Raw genomic sequence first — 25,826 nt, 5'->3', positions numbered from 1 at the left:
GCAAGTATCAAGCGATGTCTTGTTGGCTGTGCATCAGCACCTACATATTTTCTATGAGGAGACCCACGGAGGGACGGAGGACGCTTTTTTTGCGCGCCGTGCCGTGAGAAGGCGATAGCACCCACGGGAGAGAGATCGATGTCAGAGCCCTTAGTCGTCCGCCGGGAGACCCATGTCCCGGCACCGCCTGCCGCCATATTCGCATTGCTGACCGACCCCGAGAAGATCCTGCGCTGGATGGGCACGGAAGCCAAGACCGAGCCGCAGCCTGGCGGCATCTATCTCGTCAACGTGACCGGGGCGCGCGTCGCACGCGGCGCGTTCCGCGAGGTCGTCCCGGTCCATCGCCTCGCCTACAGCTTCGGCTGGGAAGGCAGCGAAGAAGTGCCGCCGGGATCGAGCCTGGTGGAGATCGACCTGATCGAACAGCCTGAAGGAACCCTGGTCCGCCTCACACACACCGGCCTGCCGACGGCCGGACAATGTGAGGCCCATGCAAAAGGCTGGGCGCATTATCTCGACCGCATGGCCGCCGTGGCCTCCGGACGAGATCCCGGTCCAGATCCGATGCGCGGTCACGACGGCAAAAGCTGACAACGTCCTGGGCGCTGTCCCATCAGGCGCGTTGGTTTGATGTTCGCTCGATATCACCGATTGGCGACAGCAGCCTTGCCCGTTGAACCGGGAGAGTTGAGGCCGCACCAAAAGGCTGCGTCGGCGAGGATGACAGCCTGCAACTGCCATGGCATGATCCTCGCATGGATTTGCCCGCCTCTCTCGCCTGGCTTGTCGACAAAGCCGCCGCCTCTCCCAGCCCCGAGCGCTTCCTGGCCGATCTGGGCGGACAGCTGCTGGCCGCCGGACTGCCACTCGCCGGCGGCGCACTGACGCTTTCGGCGCCGCACCCAATCATCACGCAGCATAGCTGGTTGTGGCATGCCGAAGATGGTGCCGTTAACGAGGCCCTCGGCTTTGCCGGCACTGCACTTGGGCAAGCCGGCCGTGACTGGTTGGCCGAGTTCGGCCCGATTTGCGAGGAAACGATTGCAGGCACGCCTGGCAACTCCGTTCTGGCCTGGGCGGGCACGCGGCCCTTCACCACAACCGAAGCGGATAGTTTGCGCCAAATCGCCCGATTTGCCGCTGCCCCCTTGAGCGGCTTGGCCGCCCGGGCGGCGTTGTCCGCCTTGCTGGAGGCCTATCTCGGCCGCCGCAGCGCCGCGCGCGTGCAGGCCGGCGCGCTCAGCCGCAGCACCGGCGAGACCATTCGCGCCGCGCTCCTCTGCGCCGACCTGCGGGATTTCACCGCACTGTCCGAGGCGACGGAGCCGACCATCGTGATATCCGCCCTCGACGCGTGGTTCGACCGCGTCGCGGGCGCTGTCCACGCCTTCGGCGGCGAAGTGCTGAAATTCGTCGGTGACGGAGTGCTGGCAATCTTTCCGGTGACCGGAACGTCGGCGGAAGCCTGCGAAGCGGCCCTCCGCGCCGTTACCGCCATCCGCGCCGGCATGGCCCACCTCGATGCGACCCGAAAGGCTCAGGGCCTGCCGCCGCTCCCTTTCGGCGCCGCCCTGCATTTCGGCGACATGCTCTGGGGCAATATCGGCGCCGCCGACCGCCTGGACTTCACCGCCATCGGCCCCGCGGTCAATCTCGTCAGCCGTCTTGAGGGCCTTTGCAAGCCGCTGGGCTGCAACGTACTCGTCTCGGGCGCTGTCGCGGCCGAAACGGGCACGGCGCTCGTCCCACTGGGTAAACATGAGCTGCGAGGGATTATCGAGCCTTGCGCGGTCTTTACGCTGGCGGAAGCAGTGACCTGACCGACAGAATGCCTGCAAGAGCGGCATCGGCCATGCCACATCCGTTATGCTCCCGCCTCCGCCTTCACGGTGGCTTGGAAATGCTGCGCTCCCCCCGTCAGCCAAAACTCCTCGGTGGTTGTATCGAGAAATTCTGCAAAGAGCTTGCAGGCGTCCGCTCGCAGGACACCCCCAACTATCTCTATCGATCGAGAAACATGACGGGGAGGAGCGTTTTCGAGCCTCATATGCGCACAGCCGCCATATGTGTCCTCCATCGCGAATACAAGGCGCGCGATCGGCAGATGCAACATCGTGCCAAAGCACATGATGCAGGGCTCAAGCGTTGTGTAGAGCGTCAGATGATCGGCCCTTGAAAAGACATAGTCGCCCTCGAATACCTGATGAAACAGGTTCATCTCCGCATGGTTTAGATGATTCGAGATCATGGTCTTGTGCGAGCGTCCCAGAATCCGGTTTCCGGCTGAAAGAACCGCGCCGACGGGAAATACGCCTTCCTCCAATGCGATTCGAGCCTCCGCAAGCGCAAGCTCCATCATGCATTCGTCATTCAATTGAACCATGTAATCCCCGCATCGCCATGATTTTAGGTTGCATCGTCGTAACATAGCGACTTTTGCTACAGTTACATGACAAGATCCTACATCCGTTGAGGTCGCCTCGTCGAACCATCGAGCTAGTCGGGAAACGCATTTTGTAGGTCGTTGCCGGTGGATCCGTTCATCGCAGAATCTCGCCTTTCATTCCCAACCCCTTGAAATCCCCACCCTATCCCACCCGTTTCCCCACCCTGCCCCAATATTGCCCCTTGCCTTTTTCCACAAACCCTGTCACCCATATGCATGCTCGGGCATTTTCATGCCGGTGACTGGACTGATTTGGTGATCCGCTGACGGCAGGCAGTGGTTGGGTTTCGGACCCGCGCAGACGTTCTTTCCCCGTACGTGACTTCTCGACTGGCTTTCGCATGGCGCGGAGGCAAAGCCGTCCGGATTTTCCGGATTAATTAAGACTGATGGGTAAAGGACTATCCCCCATGGCCACCAAGGGCACCGTAAAATTCTTCAACCAGGACAAGGGTTTTGGTTTCATCACTCCGGAAGGCGGCGCTAAGGACGTTTTCGTTCATATCTCCGCTCTCCAGGCTTCCGGCATCCAGTCGCTGCGCGAAGGCCAGCAGGTAACCTTCGACACCGAGCCGGATCGCATGGGCAAGGGCCCGAAGGCTGTCAACATCCAGGCTAACTAAGCCCTAGATGACTGCCTGAAAAGGTTTCGGACGGCGCGGTGCAAACCGCGCCGTTTTTCGTTGCCTTATGCTGTTTATCGTGAGCAGCCATGGCCGCCGCATCCTTCCATAGACTCAACAGAAGGCAGGATAACGCGGCGGAGCAAGCCGAGGCTAAAGCCAGCCGACATCCGAACGAGGACATCCCCCTCATGGCGAGAAGGGTCGTCGCGAAGTCCGAAGGACCAATTGAAGCGCTTCAGGCGCTCGCGCGCTCGCCCTCACCGGCAAAATCGACCGCTGCAAAGGCGGCTGCGATCACTTCGGGCCCTGCGCCCGGCTTGTTGGCGTCGGTGGAGAGGATCTGGCGGTATCTGCGCGAGCCGGGCAAACCGCTGAACAGGCCGACCATGTGACGCGCGACGTGCTGCAGGCGTCCACCCTCTGCGATGTGTCGTGCGGTATAGGCCATCATCCGGTCGCGCAGAACGTTCCAGTCGGTCTCGACGGCCGGCTCGCCATAGAAGCGATGATCGACATCGGCGAGAATTGCGGCATTCTGGTAGGCGGCACGGCCGAGCATGACACCGTCGACATGGGCAAGATGCGCCTCAGCCTGATCCAGTGTCTGGATGCCGCCGTTGATGCCGATGAAAACCCCAGGCCACCGCTGCTTCATGCGGTAGACGATCTCATAGTCCAGCGGCGGTATCTCGCGGTTCTCCTTTGGCGACAGGCCCTTCAGCCAGGCCTTACGCGCATGGATCCAGATTGCATCCGCACCAGCATCGAGCACGCGCGTGATCAACTCGGGAAGCGCCTCTTCCGGCTCCTGCTCATCGACACCGATACGGCACTTCACCGTCACGGGCGCCTTCGATACCGCCTTCATCGCCGCGATGCAGGCCGCCACCGTCTCCGGCGTCAGCATCAGGCAGGCACCGAACGTGCCGGATTGCACGCGGTCCGAAGGACAGCCGACATTGAGGTTGATCTCGTCATAACCATAGGCTTCGGCAATCCGCAGTGCCTCGGTCAGCTTAGCCGGATCCGAACCGCCCAGTTGAAGCGCGACGGGATGCTCGGCCGCATCGTGACCCAGCAACCGATCCCGCGGCCCATGGATGACCGCATCGGCCACAACCATTTCCGTGTAGAGCAGCGCATGCCGGCTGATCTGCCGATGCAGGAACCTGCAGCGAGTGTCAGTCCAGTCGATCATAGGGGCCACCGCAAAAATCTTGCGGCCGTTTTTCAGTGCGTCGCTATACATGGGATACCTTTCTGCCTCGCGCTCTACACCAAAAGCTTTCCGAAGGCCAGTTTTCCCGGTGGTAACAATGATGCTAGGTTGCCTGCACGGAGTCGGACGGCACATGCCGTTCCGAGATCAATGAGAGTTTTGAAAGCCCCCATGAACGCCAAGTTCAAGACAGTTATCCCACTTCCCGCCCCTGTCCTGCTGCCGATCGAGGGCGAAGCCGAGCATTTCCCCGTGCGCCGCGTCTATTGCGTCGGCCGTAACTATGCCGACCATGCCATCGAAATGGGGCATGATCCCAGCCGCGAGCCGCCCTTCTTCTTCCAGAAGAACCCGGACAATCTGGTCATGTCGAGCGACTTCCCCTACCCGCCACTATCGTCAGACGTGCATCATGAGGTCGAACTCGTGGTTGCCCTGCGCAGCGGCGGCGCCGATATTCCGGTCGAGCAGGCGCTCGACTGCGTCTATGGCTACGGCGTCGGCATCGACTTCACCCGCCGCGACCTACAAGGCGAGGCCAAGAAGCTCGGCCGCCCGTGGGAGATCGGCAAGGCTTTCGAGCATTCCGCGCCTGTCTCCGCCCTGGTGCCCGCCACCCGCGTCGGCCATCCCGACAAGGGCGGCATCTGGCTGATGCGCAATGGCCAGGGCGCACAGCGGGGCGATCTCTCGCAGATGATCTGGAAGGTGCCCGAGATCATTGCCGAACTCTCCAAGCTCTTCACGCTTGCGCCGGGCGACATCATCCTGACCGGCACGCCGGCCGGCGTCGGCCCCGTCTCGCGTGGCGACAGGATCAGCTGCGCCGTCGACGGCGTCGCGACACTGACCTTGAATGTAATCTGATCGAGGAGGATCGACCATGCCGCTCTATGCTCTTGCGGGCCTGACACCGAAGACACCCGGTCCTGGACGGTATTGGATCGCGCCGGACGCGAGCGTGATCGGAAAGGTCGAGATCGGCGAGGATGTCGGCATCTGGTTCGGCTCGGTGCTGCGCGGCGACAACGAACCGATCATCATCGGCAAGGGCACGAATATTCAGGAAGGCACGATGGTCCATACGGATCCGGCTTTCGCCGCCATCATCGGCGAAGGCTGCACCATCGGGCATCACGCCATCATCCATGGCTGCACGATCGGCAACAACTCGCTGGTTGGCATGGGCGCCACCATCCTCAACGGCGCCAAGATCGGCAATAATTGCCTCGTCGGCGCCAATGCGCTGGTCACGGAAGGCAAGGAGTTTCCGGACGGCTCCCTGATCGTCGGCGCTCCGGCCAAAGCGATCCGTACACTCGACGAAGCGGCGATCGAGGGACTTCGACGCTCAGCCCGCAATTACGTCGCCAACTGGCAGCGTTTCGCGCGCGATCTTAAAAGATTAGATTAGAAAACAATAATAAATGACTGACGGAGTAGCGAATGTGACTCCGTCAGAGGCTCACGCTGCACAATTGGCGCAATGGCCGCGGATCTCGATCGTCGACTTTTCCGCCTTGAATTTCTGCGATTTCAGCCAATCCATCAGGCGATGATCCACCTCGTGATCGTGGAACTCGATCACCTGGCCGCAGCTTTCGCAAATGGCGAAGGCAACGAGACCATGGCTGTGGCAATCCTCATGCGGATGTGCGCAGGCGACGAAAGAATTGATGCTTTCGAGCCGATGTACGACGCCATATTCCAGCAGCTTGTCCAGCGCCCGGTAAACCTGCAGCGGCGCGCGAAAGCCCTGGTCGCGCAGTTTGTCGAGAATCGTATAGGCGCTGAGTGGCGCCTCCGCCTTGGTCAGGACATCGAAGACGAGGGACTGGTTCTTGGTGAGCATCGGAGTGGTCATGACGACTGTCCTCTCTGTTGCGCCGCTGGCGTGCCGCTCCTGCGAACGAGGGGCAGCAGACTGACGATAAATAGGATGAGCGCCGCAACGACGATCGACGGGCCGGATGGCGTGTCGTAGCGCAGCGACCCGAACAGCCCGCCGACGACGGCGACTGCGCCGAGCAGCGAGGCGAAAATGGCCATCGTTTCCGGTGTGCCGGCAAAGCGACGCGCGGTGGCGGCAGGAATGATCAGCAACGCCGTGATCAGCAGAATGCCGACGATCTTCATGGCAATCGCGATCACCACGGCCATCAGCAGCATGAAGAACAGCCGCGCCCGCTCCGGCCGTAAGCCCTCTGCCTCGGCCAGCTCCGGATTGACGGTCGATGCCAGCAAAGGCCGCCAAAGCCACGCGATCGCCGCCAGCACGAAAATGCCGCCGACCCAGATCACAACAATGTCGGATTGGCTGACGGCAAGAATATCGCCGAAGAGGAAGGCAATGAGGTCGATCCTCACCCAGCTCATGAAGGCGACGATGACCAGGCCGATTGCCAATGTCGCATGCGAGAGAATGCCGAGCAGCGCATCCGCAGACAGCGCCTGCCGCCGCTGCAGGAAGAGCAGCAGAATGGAAACCAGCGCCGCGACCGCGAAGACGGAGAGCGTCAGATTCAGCTGGAATAGCAACGATAGCGCCACGCCCAGCAGCGCCGAATGCGAGATCGTATCGCCAAAATAGGCCATGCGCCGCCAGATGATGAAGCAACCCAACGGCCCGGTGGTCAGCGCCAGCCCGACACCGGCAAGGATGGCACGCAGGAAGAAATCGTCAAACATGGCGTTCTCCCTCGGTGTGATCATGCCCGTGGTGATGATCGTGGTCATCGTGATCGTGGCTATAGTCGCCGTGCCCATGATGGTGGTGGCCATCTTCGGCATGGCAATGATCGGTGATCGAGCCATCTTCATGCTGCACGCGGCCGTCGGACAGATGCGTATGATCGTGATGATGGCTGTAGATCGCCAGCGATTGAGCCGCCCGCGTACCGAACAGCTTTACATATTCGGGACTCTGGCTCACCGCCTGCGGCGTACCTCGGCAGCAGACATGGCCGTTCAGGCAAACGACGGTATCGGTCGCGGCCATGACGACATGAAGATCGTGCGAAATCAGTAGGATACCGCAACCTTGCGAGTTGCGAATGGACTTGATGAGGTCATAAAGTGCGATCTCGCCGTTAAAATCGACCCCCTGCACCGGTTCGTCCAGCACCAGAAGATCGGGTTTACGGGCAATGGCACGCGCCAGCAACGCCCGCTGGAATTCGCCGCCGGAAAGATGCTGCACTTCAGCCTTGGCAAGATGCGCAATGCCGACCGCCTCAAGCGCAGTGACAAGCTCGTGCTCCGATAGAGGCCCTGTGAGAGTCATCAGGCGCTGTACGGTGAGCGGCAAGGTCCAGTCGACGGCAAGCTTCTGCGGCACGTAGCCGACCTTCAGATCGGCAATGCGATCGACGCGGCCCTCGTCCGGCTTCAACACGCCGATAGCCGTCTTGGCGCTGGTGGATTTGCCGGAACCATTCGGCCCGATCAGCGTAACGATCTCGCCGCGGCTCACGGAAAAATCCACACCCCGCACCAGCCAGCGGCCGCTGCGGCGGACGCCGACATCATGGAGCGACACCAGCGGTCGGCTCTTGCTGTCGATGGAAGAAAGCATGAAATTTCCAATTGCACTATTGCGCCATGCTATTGCACACGTTATAGCATAACGCAATTGATGTAATAACATAACATACCCATTCAAGGGCATTAATCGCATGAATGCAATAAAAGCTCTCCTACCTCTAGCCGCTTCTCTCCTGCTATCGGGCTTGCTTGCCAGCACCGCCGCGACCGCAGCCGATGCTCCAAAGGTGGTCGTCTCCATCAAGCCGATCCATTCGCTTGTCGCCGCCATCATGCAAGGTATCGGCACGCCGGACCTGATCGTCGACGGCGCCGCTTCGCCGCATACCTATGCGCTCAAGCCTTCGAATGCCCGCAGCCTCCAGCAGGCACAGGTGGTTTTCTGGGTCGGTCCCGGCATGGAGGCTTTCCTGCAGAAGCCGCTCTCTTCACTCGGTTCCAACGCCACGATCGTCGAGCTTGACCAGGCACCCGGCATCGCCAAGCTCAAATTCCGCGAAGGCGGCGTGTTCGAACCGCATGACGATGGTGATGGCGACGAGGCCCCAGCCGGCGATAGCCACGGACATGATCACGGCGACCATGATCACGGAGAATTCGACACCCATCTCTGGCTCGATCCGCACAATGCCAAGGCAATGGTCGCCGAGATCACCACGTCTCTGGTCGCCGCCGATCCGGTAAATGCACTGACTTATGAAACAAACCAGAAGACGTTGAACGACAAGCTCGATGCGCTGGATGCGGAGATCGCCTCGACACTCGCACCGGTGAGGGACAAGCCCTTCATCGTCTTCCACGACGCCTATCAATATTTCGAGCACCGTTATGGTGTACGCGTCTCCGGCTCCATCACCGTCAGCCCGGAAACCATTCCCGGCGCGCAGCGCGTCGCCGAGATCCACAGCAAGGTCGCAGATCTCGGTGCGACCTGCGTTTTCGCCGAGCCGCAATTCGAACCGAAGCTGGTCAATGTGGTGCTGGAAGGCACTTCGGCCAAATCAGGCGTCCTTGATCCCGAGGCCGCGACGCTGCCGCAGGGACCGGAACTTTATTTCGACCTGATGCGCGGCATTGCAAGCTCGCTGAAAAGCTGCCTCGCGGCGCAAGGCTGAAGCTCACCGAAGGAAGCGAGCCAGATGCTCGCTTTTTTCAGAACAAATCATGTAATGATATTACATTACAAGGAATTCTCATGAACAAGAAACTTCCGGTTACCGTCCTCTCCGGTTTCCTCGGCGCCGGCAAGACGACGCTACTCAACCATATCCTCAACAATCGCGATGGTTTGCGCGTTGCCGTAATCGTCAACGACATGAGCGAGGTGAATATCGATGCCGCCTTGGTGCGCGATGGTGGCGCCAATCTCTCTCGCACCGAAGAACAGCTTGTCGAAATGACCAACGGCTGCATCTGTTGCACCCTGCGCGACGATCTGCTGAAGGAGGTCCGGCAACTCGCCGAGCAGGATCGCTTCGACTACCTGCTGATCGAATCCACAGGGATCGCCGAGCCCCTGCCCGTCGCCACCACCTTCGAATTCCGCGCCGAAGACGGCAGCAGCCTTTCCGATATCGCCAGGCTCGACACTATGGTGACGGTCGTCGATGCGGCCAACCTTCTGGCCGATTACGGCTCGACGGATTTCCTCGCCGATCGCGGCGAAACCGCCGGCGACGGCGACAACAGGACCATCGTCGATCTCCTGGTCGAACAGATCGAGTTCGCCGACGTCGTCGTCCTCAACAAGGTCGGCGCGGCAACATCCGAGCAGCGCGACGCCGCCCGCAAGATCATGGTCGGCCTCAATCCCGACGCGCGGCTGATCGAAGCCGATTTCGGCGCTGTGGAGCCCGCAGAGGTGCTCGGCACCGGCCGTTTCGATATCGACCGCGCCGAAACGCATCCGCTCTGGTACAAGGAATTGCACGGCTTCAAGGATCATGTTCCCGAGACGGAGGAATACGGCATCCGCTCCTTCGTCTATCGCGCGAAAATGCCGTTCGACCCCATGAAATTCCAGGCATTTCTCAACCGGTCCTGGCCGGGTGTGGTGCGCGCCAAGGGTTTTTTCTGGCTTGCGACGCGCCCCTTTTATGTCGGTGAAATGAGCCAGGCCGGCGCGCTGGTACGTACCAGCAAGATGGGCCTTTGGTGGGCTGCCGTGCCGCAGGAACAATGGCCCCAAGATCCCTCGTTCAAGCAGGCTCTGTCGTCTTATCTCGATCCGGTCTGGGGCGATCGTCGTCAGGAACTGGTGTTCATTGGTGCCGATCCCATGAACCAGCAGCAGATTGTTGCCGAGCTGGATGCTTGCTTGCTCAAAGCAGATCGCTTCACGCCCGAGCGCTGGCGCGATCTGCCTGATCCCTTCGCAAGCTGGAGCCGGCCCGCGACATGAAAAAGCCGAAGGTAATCAGGTTTCGCTGCTATTGCATGGAGTGCGGCGCTGGCGATGAGCTGGGGGACGAGGCTTCGCAACGCGCCATAGCGGATTTGGATCGAAGCAGTGGCGCAAACAAGAAATTGGATCCGCCGCTAGCGGTGGATTCAATCGAAAGAATATTGTTCGGGGCCTGAACGCGCGTTCAGGCTACCAGCATGTTGGCCGGCACGACGCTGACTTCGTGCACGACGAGCAATGCACCGATCACCTGCGACCTCGCGCGCAACGGCGTCATGCTGCAATGAAACACCTTGCCCGGCTCTATCTGACGATAGGACGGGTAGAGGCACTCGGCCTTTTCGCCGGCAAAGCAGGCATCGAGCTTCACTTTGACGCTGTTCTCGAAATAGTCCGAGCCGACGAAATCAGCGATATGGCGGCCGACGAGTTCCATTTGCTTCGATTTCAGAAACTCTGAATTGGCAGGATTACTATAGAGATAGCGATAATCGCGCGTGATCACGGCAACGCGGTCCGGCAAACTGTCGAGGATGACATCGTTCAAGACGCTACCTTCGTCGAAGCCGAAGAGATTGTCGCGCTCTCCCCTGCCGGTCGAAAATCCCATCAAGACATCCGCCGCAGATTCGTTTGCGCCGCCAAAATAACGATCAATCAGCACAGACAGCGATGCAGAATTGCGCACAACCCGCGACCGATCATCCGACTCTTCCCGGATGAGATTGTTCAGGAATTGCAGCTGCATGTAAATTTCAAGCAGACTGGTGGCCTTGTAAGCCAAAATAGCTGCAATAAGTGGCTCCAGCTCGCTATCAAGCGAATCTACGAGCTCGTCGTCACCCAGTTTTATCGCACGCTGAATCTGACTGCATTTCATGGAAAACGCATGAAAGAGTGCCAGCAAATCACCCTCCTGTCCTTGACCATTGTCAAATACCGAGGCCTCGTTTCCCGGAGTTGCCATGCCCAAGGATATTCAGTTTGATGTCCGCATTCTCACCAAACTTTCTATAAGGTGAATTAACATGACTTACGGACCGTTTCAATCCGGGTGAATCGAACTTGTCCGCAAAGCAGAGCTTTCTGAAACCAAAGGCTTACCAAGGGTCGAGAATGCACTCGAACCGAGCAAATTGCTTTGCCAACGCCGCCGCGTGAAGCCATAACAGAGGATTAGAAAACCGCGTCCTTGATGTTCCAGCGATCATGGTACCAGAGCCATTGTTCAGGATGCTCCCTCACCCAGCCTTCGACCTTGTCGTTCAGCATTTGTGCGGTTGCAGTCAAATCCAGGTTGCCTTGTTCGTTGTAAGGCAATTCCAGCCTCGGCTCGATCTCAAGCCTGTAGCGATTGCCCGGCAGACGAATGCAGCGAGCCGGATAGACCTCGCAATTGAACTGGCGCACCAGTTTCGGCAGCAGCGGATTTGTCTTCACGTCGCGGCCGAAGAACAAGGTATTCAAACCCTTGCGGAATTTCTGGTCCACCAGCACGCCGACGCCGCGCTCGGCTTCGAGCTCCCTAGCAAGACTGAAAGAAGAGCCGGCATGCGACGGCACAAGTTTTCCCATGCGCTTCGCGCGGAAATCGAACACCTTCTTCGCCACATAGGGATTGTTTGGCGGCCGAAAGAGAACCGTCACGGTCAGGCCGAAGGCAGCCCCTGCGACGGGCAACAATTCGAAATTGCCGGTATGGCCGGTAAAAACGATGAAGGGGCGCGGATTGTCTCTAAGATCGAGAAAGATCGGAATGCCCGAAACTTCGACGCGGCCCGGCTTGTCGCTGTGGGGATCGAAATCGAACAGCCGGTCGAGAAAGACATATTCCGCCGCAAGCCTGCCCATATTGCCCCAGCTCGCCAGCGCAATCTCGCTGATCTCTGCCTCGCTCTTTTCAGGAAAGGCGTTGCGCAGGTTGGTCAACATCAGCTTGTGACGGCGCAGGCGTGGACCGATCTTGCGGGTCAGCCAATCGGCAAACCTGATGCCGCCGTCCGCTGGAAACAGCTTCAGAAAATTCAGGAATCCGAAGATGACCTGCGCCACCAGCCACTGCCGGAAATTTCTGAGCGCAAGGACGATCCGGGTGATGAAAAGCTTCACGCGGCTCAATCCATCTTCAGGATAATCTTGCCGAAGATCTGACGCGATTCCATCCGCTCCAGCGCCCGGTCGATATCGCTGAAGCTCACTTCGGTGTCGATGACCGGATGAACGAGCCCGCGCGCCATCTTCTGCATGGCATTGGCCATGTTTTCCATGCGGCAGCCGAAGGAGCCGAGCAGCTTCAACTGCTGCTGGAACAGCATCATCAGGTTCATTTCGGTGGAAACGCCGGAAGTCGAGCCACAGGTAACGAGACGGCCGCCGCGCTTCATGCAGAGCATCGAACCTGCCCAGGTATCCTTGCCGACATGCTCGAAAACAACGTCGACGCCCTTCTTCTTCGTCAGCTTGCGCACGACGCCCTCGAAGCGGTCGGTGCGATAGTTGATGACGTGATCGGCGCCCAGGGCCTTCGCCTTTTCGATCTTGTCGTCGGAGCCGACCGTGGTGATGACGGTGCAGCCGATCTTCTTGGCAAGCTGGATGGCAGCCGTGCCGATGCCCGAGCCGCCGGCATGAACGAGGATCGTTTCGCCCGGCTCAAGCTTGGCGTTGTCGAAAAGCATGTGCTCGACGGTCCCGAAGGTGACGGGGGCCAGTGCCGCGCCAACCGCATCGACGCCGGGAGGTGCCGGAACCAGCAGACGAGCCGGCAAATTGACCTTCTCCTGCGCGAAGCCATCAAGATGGAAGCCATGCACGCCGCCGACATGTTCGCAAAGATTGTCGCGGCCTTCGCGGCAGTGACGGCAGAGGCCGCAGGTGCGCGCACCGTAGATCGACACCAGCTGGCCCGGCAGCACGTTGGCAACGCCCGGTCCGATCGCTTCGACAACGCCGGCTGCCTCCGCACCGATGACGAGCGGCATCTTGCGCTTGGCGAATGCCATGCCGCGCCAACCCCATACATCGATATGGTTGAGGGCGACGGCCTTGACGCGCAAAGTCACTTCGCCAGCGCCAGGCGCCTCCGGCTCAGGCAGATCGGTGATCTCAAGTTTGCGGTCGTCGATCAGTTGCAAAGCACGCATGGCAAAGTCCTTCGCCCCTCGGGCGCAGTTATCATTTATGATTCAAAGGTCCGATTAAGCCGGTTCAAGCGCCATGACAAGGCTGGCGTTCTGACCGCCGAACCCGAAAGAGTTCGAAAGAACGGCATTCACCTGCTTTTCACGCTTCTTGTTCGGCACCACGTCAAGAATAATGGACGTATCCGGGTTGTTATAGTTGATGGTCGGCGGCAGCGTGCCCGTCAGCATGGTCTGCAGCGAGAAGACTGCCTCGACTGCGCCGGCGGCCGTGAGCGTATGACCGATCATCGACTTGTTCGACGACACTGGAATGCTCGGCAGCTCCGCGCCGAAAACGGCGGACATGGCGCCATACTCCATCTTGTCGTTTTCCGGTGTCGACGTGCCGTGCGCATTGATGTAGCCGATGTCGCCTTCATCCATTCCGGCATCGGCCAGCGCTGCACGGATAGTGGCGATCGCCGGGCCACCATCGGGCGAAGAGCGAGTGCGATGGAAGGAATCGGCCTTGTCGCCTGCTCCCTTCATGATGCCCAGGATCTTGGCGCCACGTGCAATTGCGGCTTCCAGCGATTCCAACACCAGCGTTGCCGCGCCTTCGGCAATGACGAAGCCGTCCCGGTCCTTGCTGAACGGCTTGGAAGCCTTGGTCGGCGGATCGTTTTGCGTCGAGAGAGCCGACAGAAGCGAGAAGCGGATCAACGCCTCGGCGCTCAACGAACCGTCGGTCGCAACCACCAGCGCCCGCGTCGTCCGTCCCTGACGGATCGATTCAATGCCTAGCTGGATGGCAGTGACACCCGATGCACAGGCGGTCGACAATGTTATCGGCAAACCGCGCGTGCCGAAGCGGTCGGCGAGACGCTCGGAAATCGCGCCGAAGAGCGCGGCCTCATGGAAGGCCGGATCCGGCCGCTGACGCATGGCAGCAAGGAAGCGCTCATAGGCATCACCTTCGTGCTCCGCTGGCGGCGAACGGTCGGCAAGCGCAAAGCGGGCGCTCCATTCCGGCTCGATCGGCGGCGCAGCAAGGAAGAGCGGTGCGTCGAAGTCGCCTGAAATTCCGGCTTGGGCCAGAGCTTCGATCGTCGTTTCGCGGGCGAACGCATAGGAACGCTCCACTGCATTCGGCGCCGGAATATCGATAAAATCCACGGTGCCGGCGATGCGCGTCGAAAGACCGTCGGTCGGGAAGCGCGTGATGTTGTGAATGCCTGAAACGCCCGAGGAAAGCGCGTTCCAATTGTCCTCAAGACCCTGGCCGAGCGAGGTGATGATACCCATGCCGGTGACGGCGACGATCGGGCGTCCGAGATGGTCCTTATAGGCGGATGCGGTCATGATGTTGGTCCTCACGCTTCAGCTGATAGTACGGCGATGCCTTCGCCGCGTACATGGCCAACAGTCGTTACAACAGCATTACGTGTACCGGCCGCCATCGGTTTTTCATGCGCGCCATCGAATGGCGGCACCTTGGCCTGATTGGCCACGGCCAGTGCAGCAAAAGCGATCCCGAGCGGGAACTGGACTTCCAGCCCGTGGCCGGAAATGCCGGAATAGGCGCGAATGGGCGAGTTTGGAATCTGCGCTTCCAGCACCGCCTTCTCGCGCTTGGCAAGATCGTGAATCGCCGTCGTGCCGGAAAAGACGATGTTCGCCTCGCCGTCCGCCTTCTTGGCAGGCGCCAGCATGCGCTCCAGCCGCGCTTCGAACTTGCCCTCATCGCGGCGGCCGCGGTCACCCTCGACCGAATCGATGGTTGCATAGATACGGGCGCCGCGGCTCTCGGCGTGAACTCGCGATTCGAGCACGAGGAAAGCGCTTACCGAACCCATGATCATGCCGCCGCCGTCTTCCGGCTTGCGCGACCAGAGGGGATGCCAGTCGCCGATCGCATGTGCATTGATCGATTCGATCAGCAGGATCATATCCAGACGCTCCGCCGAGAAGGCCGCGCCCACCAGCGCATGGCTCGACTCGCCGGACTTGATGCGGTGAAACGCCGTCTCGACGGCGGAAACGCCGGATGCTTCCTCGCCCATGAAAGTGCGCGACGAGCCCGTAACCTTGTGAACGATCGAGATATTGCCGGCGAGCAGGTTCGAAAGCTGGGCCAGGAAAAGGGTCGGCCGCAGTTCCGTCGTCAACTTCTCGTTCAACAGCAGCTCGCGGTCGTTGCGCTTCAGGCCTTCATTGACGATCAGCGTATCGACATTGATATCACGCTCGCCACCGCCGGCAGCAACGATCATGTCCATCGTGCCGCATGCTTCCAGATCATCCTTGAAACCGGCATCGTCGAGCGCCAGGCCGGCGGTGAAGACGCCGATGCGCTGCCAGTTTTCCATCTGGCGCTGATCGCCGCGCTTCGGGATCTGCTGCGACCAGTCGATTTCCGGCAGCGGATGCACCGGGTAGGGCTTGAACTTTTCGGTTTCTACGATGGTCGGCGGCGCCTTGTCCGCGGTCAGCAGGGCCACATGCGCATCCTTGCCGACGCCCTGACAGGTAACGATGCCGATACCCGTGATCACCACATCATTCTGAGCCTTGCTCATTCATCAATCCTCTTCGAATGCGGTATCCGCAAGCTGCCGGTGTCAACCGTTGGCGGCGATGGCGTCGAGAAGCCCGACCTCGCCTGCCCGCTTGCGCACGATATCGGCGAGCGGCACCTCATTAAACGGCATGGTGCGCAGCTTCAACTGCGCATCGCAGATCTTCTTTCCGGCAATCGTGATCCGCGCTTTGGTCACCGCGAACCCAGACCCGTCATGCTCCAGATCGGCTTCGATATCCAGCTCCGCTTCCGGCTCGACGAATGTCCGCATCTTGGCGCCATCGACCGACATCAGGAACGGCATATAGGCAAACTTCGTCGCGGCCAGCACAAGCATGCCGGAGGCCTGCGCCATGGTTTCGATCAATAGAACGCCAGGAACAAGCGGCATACCGGGGAAATGACCTTCGAAGACCGGGCTCTTTGCCGGAACGACGGAACGCGCCTTCAACCGGCCTTTAGACAGATCGACGGACTCGACCTTGTCGATCATCTGGAAATATTCCAGCAGCATCAACGCCTCCGCTTAAGACCCGCAACGCACGATGCCGCGGGCGGAATACGCTATTTAAGAATGAAACCGCCCGGCCGCCAGTTTCAGAGGCGGCTGGGCGTCAAAAAGTGCAAGGATGTTGCTCAACCCTTGGCGGCGCGCAACTCGTCGATCTTGGCGCAGAGGTTCTTCAGCACGAAGTATTCTTCGGTCGAAACCTTGCCTTCGTTGACTTCCTGCGTCCACTGTTCCAGCGGGATCTTGATGCCGAATTCCTTGTCGATAGCGAAGACGATATCCAGGAAGTCCAGGCTGTCGATGCCAAGGTCGTCGATCGTGTGGCTATCCGGAGTGATGGTGTCACGGTCGATTTCGCTGGTTTCAGCGATAATGTCGGCAACTTTGTCAAATGTAGCAGTCACTGCCCATACCTCTTGAAATAATAATTCAATCCCCCTCATAGGGAAATCCATTCCAAAAGCCAATGGTTTCCACCAGAAACCCCGGCAATTTGGCAGGACACTGTTGCGCAAACAGCAAAAATTACGGTTGCGCCGCAACCTAGAAGGACTGCTGCGCGACATGCGTGCAAGATGCGGCAGCATTGCGGCCGGCCGCATTCGCAAGATCTTCACACAATCCGTCCGCTCACTGGCTGATGACGATACGCGTATTGTGAAGCCCTACGTCAGACGCCAGTGCGAAGAAGGTGGCGGCATTGCGCGTCTCCAGCCGCACGCAGCCATGCGATGCCGGCCTGCCGAGATGCCTGACTTCGTAGGTGCCGTGAACGGCGTAACCGCCATTGAAAAACACCGCATAGGGCATCGGCGCATCGTCGTATTTCTTCGAACGATGATCCTTGGAAAGCCATTTGGCGGTATAGGAGCCAATCGGCGTGACATATCCCTTGCGGGCTGTCGATACCTTCCAGCGATACTTGAAAACACCATCCTCGGACACGGTCATCGTCTGCGAACGAAGATCGACCGTCGCAAGAACGGTTCCTGCATTTGCCGCACCGACGTGCAGCTGCGTACAAAGACATGCTATAGTGGCTACTGCTACATATTTCATCTTATCCCCTCCGGCTGCTTGCTTCTTCGTGAAGCAATTCAGACGATGGGAAAGCTTAACAGCAGGCCGATTATACCAAATTAATACGTATAGTGATCAGTCTATTAATTGAAACGACAGGTTACAATAAAATCAGAAAGCCCACGAAGGCGAAGAATGTCAGCACCGAGCACGCCGAATAGAAAATGGTGATCCCGGCTTCAATATCGCTGACAGTGGCCGTATCCCGGCCGGCGCCATTAATCATCGGCTCGCGCACCAGCTCACCACCATAAATTCGCGGCCCCGCGAGCTGGATGTCCAGCGCACCGGCCATGGCCGCTTCCGGCCTGCCGGAATTCGGCGACCGATGCAGGCCGCCATCCCTGACGGCAACGCGGATCGCATTGCCGAGTGCGGAGATCCCGCGCTTTGCAAGTGCGCCGATAGCGATCAGCAGGATAGACAGGCGCGCCGCTGGCCAATTCGCGATATCGTCCAGCTGCGCAGCAGCCCGACCGAAATCAATGTAAGTTTCCGATTTGTGGCCGATCATCGAATCAGCAGTGTTGAGCATCTTGTAGAGGAACAGGCCCGGTAGGCCGAAAATCCCGTACCAGAGCGCAGGCGCGACGACGCCGTCGGAAAAATTCTCAGCGAGGCTCTCGATCGCCGCGCGGCAGACGCCGGGCTCGTCCAGCGTCTCCGGATCACGACCGACAATGCGCGAAACGGCAAGACGGCCGCCTTCCAGTCCGTTGCTTCGCAAGGCCTGCGACACTTCGCCGACGTGATCGCCCAGGCTTTTCTGCGCGAGAAACACGGCAACGAGCGCTGCCTCGATCAATATACCGAGCCAGCCGAAGATGGCGAGGAACCCATGCACAGCCCAGCCGATGATCACAGCACCCATAAGCAGCGCGACGATCGACATGAAGCCGTTGCGGCGGCGAAGCACGCCCGAGAGATGTTTTCCATTGAAGCGCTGATCGAAGTAGGAAATCGCCTTGCCGAATAGCACGACAGGATGCGGCAGCCGTTGCCACAGCCAATCGGGATCTCCGACGATCCGGTCCAGCAGCAGTGCAAGCACGAGAATCAGCAAATGTTCGTCGGCGGTCATGTCGAATAATCCTCAAGAGCATGATGCCGAAAAGTGTCAGCGGTTTTCGGACGACATCATGCTCTACTTACTTTTTTCTGGAGCGGATTCAGATTTTAGGCCGAACAGACCTAAAATCATCTGACTCCAGTACCCCGGCGAGTCTTCGATCACCTTCCTCATCCGGAGCAAGGCCGAAGCGCAGCCAATTGCGCGCATAATCGAACTTGCGGACAAGAATGTGATGGCGGCAGAGATGCGTATATATGTCTTCCGCATGGTCGTCGGCAACCAGCGCGAACAGTGCCGTGCCGCCCGCGACGGATAGGCCGCCGCGGCGAAGAATCGTTTCCAGCGCGAAATGCCGATCGAGAATGCGTCGGCGAATGGCGCCCGTATCACCGTTCATAAGGGATGCCGCGATCGACAGCGCCGGCCCGGATACCGCCCAGGGGCCAAGCCAATCCTCGAAGCGCGCTATGACCGAAGCCTGGGCGATGACGAAGCCGAGCCGCAAGCCGGCCATGCCGAAGAACTTGCCGAACGAGCGGAAGATGATGAGGCCGGGCATGGACGCCGCGTATGGCGCGATACTGGCCTCCGGCTCGACATCGCCGAACGCCTCGTCAACCAATAGAAGGCCGCCGCGCCTATATTGCCTCTCGTGCAAATCGCGCAACTGACCGATTGAAAGCCGCCGCCCGTCCGGATTGTTGGGATTGACGACGACGACGAGCCTATCGTCCTCGGTCAGATCGTCCATCGTCGAAAGCTGACGCACCTTCTGGTTTGCGAGCGTGAAAGCGCGGGCATATTCGCCATAGGTCGGCGACAGGATGGCGACGCTTCCACCCGGCACCAGCCTTGGAAGCAACTGGATGACCGATTGCGTGCCGGGAACGGGCAAGGGCAGGATATCGCCGCTGCGATAATATCCTCTCGCCGCCTCGCGCGTCCGCTCCTGAAGATGCTGGTCTGGCAGCCGATGCCAGGCCGAAACGGGCACTTCCGGCAAAGCAACCGGGTTAGGATTGATACCAGTTGACAGATCCAGCCAATCTTCCGGCCGGCCGCCATATTGACGCGCCGCGGCAGTGATGCCGCCGCCATGTACGATCTTGCCCATCATTGCGTATCACCGGACAGATCGATCAGATGCATATAGGAACCGGCAACATTGGCACGCTGCAGGCCGGCCGCTGCCAGATCGGCGCCAAGCGCATCTTTGGCGGCAAACAGGCGATCCGCATCGCCTTCCGAAACGATGGTCGAGTAGTGAAACTCATGTGCCGTCATCGGCTTTTCGAAAAAAGAGCCGGCAAGTGGCATCAAGCGCCGATATCCCAGATGCCGCTGGCGCGTCTCGTAACTCGTGACGACCGGCAGCAGGCCGAGCATGGCGTGACGGGTTCCCGCCGCATCCACGAGCCCCTCGCCGAGCACCATGTAGCCTCCGCATTCGCCGTAGATTTTGGCCCCGCGCGCCGCCGCATCCCTGATCCCCGCCTGGAACTGATGGGCGCTTGCAAGCTTTCCCGCATGCAGTTCAGGATAACCGCCCGGCAGATAGACTGCATCTGCATCGGCCGCAGGCGCCTCGTCGGCCAAGGGGGAAAAGAAGGAAATCTCAGCACCGCGCCGCCGCCAGCCCAGCAGCATATGCTCATAGCAGAATGCGAACGCTATATCGCGCGCCACCGCGATCCGCTGCCCAAGCGGCATGAGCCGCGCGATGTTGGCAGCAGACGGGCGCACGATATTCTGTTGGCTAGCCCGGAGCAGCATCTCGATATTGCAGGCTTTGGATACGATGTCGGCGGCCGAATCAATGAAATGCTCCAGCGCGATGTGTTCCCCCGCCTGCACCAGTCCGAGATGCCTCTCGGGCAGCGTCAAGCCCTTGTCGTTGCCGATAGCGCCGAAAACGGGCATCCGCATCGCTTCCAGCGCCCGACGCAGCATCCCCTCATGTCTCTCGCTGGCGACACGATTGAGAACGACGCCTGCAATACGGATATCGGCGCGGAAATTGGCGAAGCCGCTGACGACGGCAGCAACCGACTGCGACATGCGCGAGACATCAACGACGAGCACGACGGGCAGGTTAAGCAGCATCGCGAGATCCGCAGGCGTACCGGAACCGTCGGCAGCGCCGTCGAACAATCCCATCATAGCCTCGATCACGAGCAATCGGCCGCCGGCGCGATGAAGCGCCGAATTCGCTGAAATCAATTCGGCGCGCATGGCCCAGGGATCGAAATTGAGACAGGGCGAACCGGCGGCAGCCGCGTGAAAGGCCGGATCGATGTAGTCCGGGCCAGCCTTGCCCGATGCGACAGCGACACCTTTCCGCCGGAGCGCCCGCAGGAGGCCAAGCGTGAATGTCGTTTTGCCGGAACCCGATGCCGGCGCAGCTATCATCAGACCGCTCATGCCGACACCTTATGGCCGTTTCCTGCCCGCACCTCCGTCGCAGGCAGAAGCTTGCGGCCGGAAAGAGCACCAAGCCAGTCGAGGGAGGGCCGCAATTTCACGACCTCGCCGACGACGACGATGGCGGGAGGCTCCAAACCGGAGGCTTCGACATCAGCCGTCGCCCGGCCGAGCGTCGTCTCCAGTACCTGCTGCGACGAGGTCGCCGCGCCACAGACGAATGCGACCGGCTCGTCCGGCGAACGGCCCGCCGCAATAAGATTGGCGCTGATCTGGGCGATATGCTTCATCGCCATATACATAACGATAACGGGCGATCCCCTGCCGATCGCATCCCAGTTGATCGCGTCGGGCACGAGGCCCGACGAATCATGACCGGTTAGGAAGGTCACGGCATGATTGACGTCGCGATGCGTAACGGGAATGCCGGCATAGGCAAGGCCGCCGATGCCGGCCGTGACGCCGGGAACGATGCGGAAAGGAATGCCATGCTCGACCAGCGTCAGGGCCTCTTCGCCACCGCGTCCGAATACGAAGGGATCGCCGCCCTTCAGCCTGAGAACGCGCTTGCCGGCGCGAGCAAGCTCCACGAGGCGCAGGGAAATATCCCGCTGCTTGGCCGACGGTTTGCCGCCGCGCTTGCCGGCATATTCGAACACGGCCCCTGGCCGGGCGAGCTTCAAGCAATCGTCGTTCACGAGGGCGTCATGCACGACGATATCCGCCTCGGCCAGCCCCTTGGCGGCCAGGAGGGTCAGCAGCCCTGCATCTCCCGGCCCGGCGCCTACAAGCCAGACGGTGCCCGGCTCCAGCGCCGGCAGATTGGAAAATAGGGTATCGCTCATCCCACCTGTCCTATGCCCGCATGGCCGAAATTGCAACGTTGAGAACGGGATAAGGCAGCGACGGCAACGCGAATGGCGTCCTGCTCGGTTTTGCGATTTTCCGAATTCGATCTGTTCGGAAATTCGACCGGCCACGGGCCAGGCTGGCAGGTCGGCCGCTTGGCGAAAATGGGGTGCGAGGAGGGCTGGATCGCCCTTCTCGCTTTAAGCTCAGTGCTTGACCTTGCCCAGGATCACGTCGCGGATCAGGTCGAGAACCTGCTGCGAACGAATGCCCGTGCAGGCGATCTGGCTCGGCAGATGGTCCCAATCGCCCGGCGGAAAGCGTCGGCCGTCCGGCTTGATGATCGTCTGGCCATCGGCGATGCCGCCGCACACGACGCGCATCGATCCCTCGATCGTGTCGAACAGCTCGGGTGCTACCACATAGACGCAGGCGCAGCTGTCATGAACCATCATGCCGTCTTCGACCGCATGCTTGTAGAAATCGATATAGGACTGCGACAGGTCCGCCAGCAACTGCACGGATGGACCGCCCTCCTTGGCCATATCGGTAAGGTAGCTGCGGCTCATCGTCGTCACAGACGTAACGTCGAGACCAACAACGACAACTTTCCAAGGCGCCTTGACGACGAAATCGGCAGCTTCCGGATCACCGTGGATATTGGCCTCCGCGACCGGGGATACGTTGCCCGGCACATAGAAGTTGCCGCCCATGATCACGACGCCCTTCACGAGCGAAGCGATCTCCGGGTCGTGCTTTACCGCCAGGGCTAGATTAGTCATGCGGCCGACAGCGACGAGGGTCACCTCGCCCGGATTGGCACGAACGGTATCGATGATGAACTGATAGGCCGGCCGCGGATCGGTCGGCAGGTCGATCGTTTCGGGCACAGCGATATCGCCGAGGCCATTGTGGCCATGAACCATCGTCGGCCAAGGGCGCTCCTGCCGCGAGGGATCGAAAGTGACGCTCGCGCCGCGTGCCACCGGGCACGGAATATTCCACTCGCGCTTCAGAAACAGCGCGTTGCGCGTCGTCGTATCTACGGAGGCGTTGCCGAAAACCGTCGTCACGCCCAGAAGGTCGATATTCGGGTGACGATGCAGGAAGAGAAGCGCCATGGCGTCATCGACGCCCGGATCCGTATCATAAATGACCTTGTGCATGATTTTTCCTTGCCAATATGCTGAATAAGCTTGATCTTCCGGAAATTTCCTCCCGTCGCGGATCATGCTTGAACTAGTGGAATACACGAGTTCCGCCGATGGCGAAACGTTGCCGTGACGAAGCGCGGATCAATTCTGAGAACATCGGGCGATTGCGGTGCCTATGCGATCCTCGCGATTGCCACGGTGGCAGAGCCTGACTTCATCTTGGGAAGCACGAGTTCCGCATCGGGGCCGGCCGCCGCCAAAGCCGCCGCTTCCGCAACGCCATGGCAACCGACATGGGCGAAGACAAGTTCGGACGGATTCTTAAGGCGAGGCGTTTCCTGCTCAAGCGCGGCCGCCTTGAAGAAGCGTACAGGCAGACGAAAATGGGTGGCGACCTCTAGGATGGCCGGCTCGTCCATGCGCGTATCGATCGAGACGACCGCCAGAAGCTGCTCGCTGCCGATACCAACCTCCCCCAAGGCCTGCTCCACAAGCGCACAGACCTCATTCCAGTCCGTGCCACGCTCACAGCCCAGGCCGAGAAAGTAGTTGCGGGTGGAATTGGCATATGTCGTCATATTCACTCCCCGGTGACGGCGGCGGACGCCGATAGCTGTAGCCACCGTATCGCGGCCCGTCAATTTTGACGGCTGTGTCCTGCGGGCGATTGCCACGGCGCTGCGGGAGTGCGAGAAGGCCCTTGATTTCTAGCCTCAGAGTTCCAGCCTTGCACGACATCACGCTTCAGATCCTGTTTCTGCTCTTTGCCACCGCTTTCTTTGCCGGTTTCGTCGACTCTATCGCGGGCGGCGGCGGGTTGGTGACCGTGCCGGCCATGTTGCTCGCAGGCATACCGCCGCTGCAGACGCTCGGCACCAACAAGGTGCAATCGATCTTCGGCTCCGCCTCGGCGACCATCGCCTATGCGCGGCAGGGACATGTGCACCTTCACGAACAACTGCCCATGGCGCTGATGGCCGTCATCGGCGGCATGTTCGGCGCGATGCTGGCAACGATCATGCCAAGTGAAGTGCTGCGTATCCTCCTGCCGTTCCTGCTGATCGCAATCGCACTCTATTTCGCCGTAAAGCCCAATCTGGGCGACGTCGAAAAACACAGGCGCATGAGCGCGTGGCTCTTTGGCATTACCTTCGTGCCCCTGATCGGTTTCTACGACGGCGCCTTCGGTCCAGGTACGGGCTCGTTCTTGATGCTCGCTTTCGTGACGCTCGCCGGCTTCGGCCTGCTGAAAGCGACCGCGCATACGAAGCTGCTCAATTTCGGCTCGAACCTCGGCAGCCTGATCGTCTTCATCTTCTCCGGCGCTATTCTTTGGAAGGTCGGACTGACCATGGGCGTCGGTCAGTTTCTGGGCGCCCAGGTCGGCTCGCGGCTTGCGATGCGCATCGGCGCAAAGCTGATCAAGCCGCTGCTGGTCGTCGTCTGCATCGCCTTTGCCGTCAAGCTTCTGGCGGATCCCGCCCATCCCGTGCGCATCTGGCTTGGGCTCTAAGAAACAGGCTTTTGATTACCTCTGACGTAATTGATACTGCTTCGGTACGCGCCGATGATCGCCCTGCCTGAACGGTTCAGGCGATCCAAAGGAGTTGACCGATGACTGATGTAAACGCCATTGCCGACCGCTATATCGCCATCTGGAACGAGGCCGATGCCGAGCGCCGGCGTGCGCTCATTGCCGAGGCCTGGACGGAAAACTGCAGCTATATCGACCCGATGATGCGTGCCGACAACCGGGAACAGATCCATGCGTTGGTCACTGCCGCTCACGACCGCTTCCCCGGCTTCCGCTTCACCTTGATCACGGATGGTGATCGTCACGGCGACAATCTCCGCTTCTCCTGGGGCTTCGGTCCGGCCGATGCTGAGCCGCTGATCAAGGGCACGGATTTTGCCATCCTGGAAGGCGATCGGCTGAAGTCGGTTCACGGCTTCATCGATCAGTTACCGGCCGCCGCATGATGAGCCCTGCCCGCTCTCTCGGCGATCATCTGCGCGAATGGCGGCGGCGACGCCGCCTGAGCCAGCTCGAGTTCGCCCTTGAAGCCGATATCTCGCAGCGACATCTAAGCTTCATCGAGAGCGGGCGCTCGCTTCCAAGCCGCGAAATGCTGATGCATCTCGCAGAAAGGTTGGGCATCCCCTTACGCGAGCGCAACCCGATGCTTCTTGCGGCGGGGTTCGCCCCGGTTTTTCGCGAACGCAAGCTGGACGATCCTGCCCTCGCTCCGGCGCGGCAAGCGATCGACCTCATTCTGAAGGGGCACGAGCCCTTCCCCGCCCTCGCAGTCGACCGGCACTGGACTCTGGTCGCGGCCAATGCTGCCGTCTCGCCGCTGCTTGCCGGCGTCGTCGATACCTCGCTGACCGAGGGGCCGATCAACGTCCTTCGGCTCAGCCTGCATCCGCAAGGCCTTGCGCCTAGAATCGCCAATCTCTTCGAATGGCGGGCGCATCTGCTGGAACGCCTGCGTCAGCAGATCGCCGCCACGGGTGACCCGGAGCTGACCAAACTGCTGGAGGAATTGTCCGCCTACCCAGCACCGGCGGCGCATCGATCAAACACCCCGGAGCGAGACTTCGCAGGCATCGCGGTGCCGCTTGAGCTTATCACCGGAGCGGGACAGCTTTCTTTCCTCTCGACGACGACAGTCTTCGGAACGCCCGTCGACGTGACGCTGTCGGAACTCGCGATTGAATCCTTCTTCCCCGCAAACCCGCAGACGGCCGAAGCGCTAAGGACGATGCTGCCGAGCCGCTGAAAGCCCGGCCTACGA

General features: G+C 60.2%; 29 protein-coding genes. 10 read left to right on the top strand and 19 right to left on the bottom strand.

What is annotated here, in order from left to right; translation table 11 throughout:
* Window positions 1-138: 138 nt before the first annotated feature.
* Window positions 139-594 carry an SRPBCC domain-containing protein gene (locus GGD46_RS11750; RefSeq protein ID WP_184703946.1) on the top strand — a complete coding sequence of 152 codons (456 nt, stop codon included), beginning with the start codon at window positions 139-141 and terminating at the stop codon, window positions 592-594.
* 164 nt (window positions 595-758) lie between these two features.
* Entirely contained in the window at window positions 759-1,823 is a 1,065-nt protein-coding gene (locus GGD46_RS11745) for an adenylate/guanylate cyclase domain-containing protein (RefSeq protein WP_184703945.1), read from the top strand.
* A gap of 44 nt (window positions 1,824-1,867) precedes the next feature.
* Here GGD46_RS11745 and GGD46_RS11740 read toward each other — a convergent pair whose 3' ends face one another.
* A complete protein-coding gene (locus GGD46_RS11740) occupies window positions 1,868-2,386 on the bottom strand; it encodes a nucleoside deaminase (protein ID WP_184703944.1) in 519 nt (172 codons plus the stop codon).
* Between the two features lie 473 nt (window positions 2,387-2,859).
* Between GGD46_RS11740 and GGD46_RS11735 the strand changes: the two genes are divergently transcribed.
* Entirely contained in the window at window positions 2,860-3,072 is a 213-nt protein-coding gene (locus GGD46_RS11735) for a cold-shock protein (RefSeq protein WP_184354750.1), read from the top strand.
* A gap of 238 nt (window positions 3,073-3,310) precedes the next feature.
* Here GGD46_RS11735 and dusA read toward each other — a convergent pair whose 3' ends face one another.
* Entirely contained in the window at window positions 3,311-4,324 is a 1,014-nt protein-coding gene (gene dusA / locus GGD46_RS11730) for a tRNA dihydrouridine(20/20a) synthase DusA (RefSeq protein WP_184703943.1), read from the bottom strand.
* 141 nt (window positions 4,325-4,465) lie between these two features.
* Between dusA and GGD46_RS11725 the strand changes: the two genes are divergently transcribed.
* Window positions 4,466-5,161 (top strand): fumarylacetoacetate hydrolase family protein, encoded by a 696-nt coding sequence (locus tag GGD46_RS11725; protein ID WP_184703942.1) that lies wholly within the window; start codon window positions 4,466-4,468, stop codon window positions 5,159-5,161.
* Window positions 5,162-5,177: 16 nt separating this feature from the next.
* Window positions 5,178-5,708 carry a gamma carbonic anhydrase family protein gene (locus GGD46_RS11720; RefSeq protein ID WP_184703941.1) on the top strand — a complete coding sequence of 177 codons (531 nt, stop codon included), beginning with the start codon at window positions 5,178-5,180 and terminating at the stop codon, window positions 5,706-5,708.
* A 51-nt stretch (window positions 5,709-5,759) separates the two neighbouring features.
* Here the strand turns inward: GGD46_RS11720 and GGD46_RS11715 are convergent, their stop codons facing one another.
* The 3 genes from GGD46_RS11715 to GGD46_RS11705 are packed head-to-tail and all read right to left on the bottom strand — an operon-like array spanning window position 5,760 to window position 7,868.
* On the bottom strand, window positions 5,760-6,158 hold the full coding sequence (locus GGD46_RS11715) for a Fur family transcriptional regulator (protein ID WP_075850764.1): 399 nt from the start codon (window positions 6,156-6,158) through the stop codon (window positions 5,760-5,762).
* Window positions 6,155-6,982 (bottom strand): zinc ABC transporter permease subunit ZnuB, encoded by an 828-nt coding sequence (znuB, locus tag GGD46_RS11710; protein WP_184704260.1) that lies wholly within the window; start codon window positions 6,980-6,982, stop codon window positions 6,155-6,157. The genes GGD46_RS11715 and znuB overlap by 4 nt, the downstream gene beginning before the upstream one ends.
* Window positions 6,975-7,868 (bottom strand): metal ABC transporter ATP-binding protein, encoded by an 894-nt coding sequence (locus tag GGD46_RS11705; protein WP_184703940.1) that lies wholly within the window; start codon window positions 7,866-7,868, stop codon window positions 6,975-6,977. The genes znuB and GGD46_RS11705 overlap by 8 nt, the downstream gene beginning before the upstream one ends.
* Window positions 7,869-7,968: 100 nt before the next feature.
* Between GGD46_RS11705 and GGD46_RS11700 the strand changes: the two genes are divergently transcribed.
* Together GGD46_RS11700 and zigA are read left to right on the top strand one after the other, a co-directional pair.
* On the top strand, window positions 7,969-8,952 hold the full coding sequence (locus GGD46_RS11700) for a zinc ABC transporter substrate-binding protein (RefSeq protein WP_184703939.1): 984 nt from the start codon (window positions 7,969-7,971) through the stop codon (window positions 8,950-8,952).
* 80 nt (window positions 8,953-9,032) lie between these two features.
* On the top strand, window positions 9,033-10,238 hold the full coding sequence (gene zigA / locus GGD46_RS11695; protein ID WP_184703938.1) for a zinc metallochaperone GTPase ZigA: 1,206 nt from the start codon (window positions 9,033-9,035) through the stop codon (window positions 10,236-10,238).
* A 187-nt stretch (window positions 10,239-10,425) separates the two neighbouring features.
* Here the strand turns inward: zigA and GGD46_RS11690 are convergent, their stop codons facing one another.
* From GGD46_RS11690 to GGD46_RS11625, 14 genes are all read right to left on the bottom strand, one after another.
* Window positions 10,426-11,148, bottom strand: coding sequence for a PAS domain-containing protein (locus tag GGD46_RS11690; protein WP_184704258.1), 723 nt, complete (start codon window positions 11,146-11,148; stop codon window positions 10,426-10,428).
* A gap of 269 nt (window positions 11,149-11,417) precedes the next feature.
* Entirely contained in the window at window positions 11,418-12,350 is a 933-nt protein-coding gene (locus tag GGD46_RS11685; protein ID WP_184703937.1) for a lipid A biosynthesis lauroyl acyltransferase, read from the bottom strand.
* Between the two features lie 5 nt (window positions 12,351-12,355).
* A complete protein-coding gene (locus GGD46_RS11680) occupies window positions 12,356-13,384 on the bottom strand; it encodes a zinc-binding dehydrogenase (protein WP_004109346.1) in 1,029 nt (342 codons plus the stop codon).
* 54 nt (window positions 13,385-13,438) lie between these two features.
* The gene (locus GGD46_RS11675) at window positions 13,439-14,725 is read right to left on the bottom strand and encodes a beta-ketoacyl-ACP synthase (RefSeq protein ID WP_184703936.1); all 1,287 of its coding nucleotides are present in this window, start codon (window positions 14,723-14,725) and stop codon (window positions 13,439-13,441) included.
* Between the two features lie 11 nt (window positions 14,726-14,736).
* Window positions 14,737-15,942 carry a beta-ketoacyl-ACP synthase gene (locus GGD46_RS11670; protein ID WP_184703935.1) on the bottom strand — a complete coding sequence of 402 codons (1,206 nt, stop codon included), beginning with the start codon at window positions 15,940-15,942 and terminating at the stop codon, window positions 14,737-14,739.
* Window positions 15,943-15,984: 42 nt separating this feature from the next.
* Entirely contained in the window at window positions 15,985-16,458 is a 474-nt protein-coding gene (locus GGD46_RS11665; RefSeq protein WP_184703934.1) for a 3-hydroxyacyl-ACP dehydratase FabZ family protein, read from the bottom strand.
* Between the two features lie 122 nt (window positions 16,459-16,580).
* A complete protein-coding gene (locus tag GGD46_RS11660; RefSeq protein ID WP_069613139.1) occupies window positions 16,581-16,859 on the bottom strand; it encodes an acyl carrier protein in 279 nt (92 codons plus the stop codon).
* 226 nt (window positions 16,860-17,085) lie between these two features.
* Window positions 17,086-17,514: a L,D-transpeptidase gene (locus tag GGD46_RS11655; RefSeq protein WP_184703933.1), complete on the bottom strand. Its 429-nt coding sequence runs from the start codon at window positions 17,512-17,514 to the stop codon at window positions 17,086-17,088.
* A 121-nt stretch (window positions 17,515-17,635) separates the two neighbouring features.
* Window positions 17,636-18,616, bottom strand: a complete 981-nt coding sequence (gene cbiB / locus GGD46_RS11650) for an adenosylcobinamide-phosphate synthase CbiB (RefSeq protein ID WP_184703932.1) — start codon at window positions 18,614-18,616, stop codon at window positions 17,636-17,638.
* 88 nt (window positions 18,617-18,704) lie between these two features.
* Window positions 18,705-19,724, bottom strand: coding sequence for a threonine-phosphate decarboxylase CobD (gene cobD / locus GGD46_RS11645; RefSeq protein ID WP_184703931.1), 1,020 nt, complete (start codon window positions 19,722-19,724; stop codon window positions 18,705-18,707).
* Window positions 19,721-21,028: a cobyrinate a,c-diamide synthase gene (locus tag GGD46_RS11640; RefSeq protein WP_184703930.1), complete on the bottom strand. Its 1,308-nt coding sequence runs from the start codon at window positions 21,026-21,028 to the stop codon at window positions 19,721-19,723. The genes cobD and GGD46_RS11640 overlap by 4 nt, the downstream gene beginning before the upstream one ends.
* Window positions 21,025-21,873 carry a uroporphyrinogen-III C-methyltransferase gene (gene cobA, locus GGD46_RS11635; RefSeq protein ID WP_184703929.1) on the bottom strand — a complete coding sequence of 283 codons (849 nt, stop codon included), beginning with the start codon at window positions 21,871-21,873 and terminating at the stop codon, window positions 21,025-21,027. Before cobA ends, GGD46_RS11640 begins: the two co-directional genes overlap by 4 nt.
* A 210-nt stretch (window positions 21,874-22,083) precedes the next feature.
* Entirely contained in the window at window positions 22,084-23,043 is a 960-nt protein-coding gene (locus GGD46_RS11630; RefSeq protein WP_184703928.1) for a nucleoside hydrolase, read from the bottom strand.
* Between the two features lie 161 nt (window positions 23,044-23,204).
* Window positions 23,205-23,609, bottom strand: coding sequence for a cobalamin biosynthesis protein (locus GGD46_RS11625; protein WP_184703927.1), 405 nt, complete (start codon window positions 23,607-23,609; stop codon window positions 23,205-23,207).
* Between the two features lie 149 nt (window positions 23,610-23,758).
* Here GGD46_RS11625 and GGD46_RS11620 point away from each other — a divergent pair, with 149 nt between their 5' ends.
* From GGD46_RS11620 to GGD46_RS11610, 3 genes are all read left to right on the top strand, one after another.
* The gene (locus GGD46_RS11620; protein WP_184703926.1) at window positions 23,759-24,544 is read left to right on the top strand and encodes a TSUP family transporter; all 786 of its coding nucleotides are present in this window, start codon (window positions 23,759-23,761) and stop codon (window positions 24,542-24,544) included.
* 101 nt (window positions 24,545-24,645) lie between these two features.
* Entirely contained in the window at window positions 24,646-25,011 is a 366-nt protein-coding gene (locus GGD46_RS11615; RefSeq protein ID WP_184703925.1) for a nuclear transport factor 2 family protein, read from the top strand.
* Window positions 25,008-25,811, top strand: coding sequence for a helix-turn-helix domain-containing protein (locus GGD46_RS11610; protein WP_184703924.1), 804 nt, complete (start codon window positions 25,008-25,010; stop codon window positions 25,809-25,811). The genes GGD46_RS11615 and GGD46_RS11610 overlap by 4 nt, the downstream gene beginning before the upstream one ends.
* Window positions 25,812-25,826 lie beyond the last annotated feature (15 nt).

The organism is Martinezella lusitana (assembly GCF_014207095.1).
Lineage (GTDB): Bacteria > Pseudomonadota > Alphaproteobacteria > Rhizobiales > Rhizobiaceae > Rhizobium > Rhizobium lusitanum_B.
The sequence above is the reverse complement of the archived record's forward strand: the minus strand, read 5'-3'. Positions and strand labels throughout refer to the sequence as shown.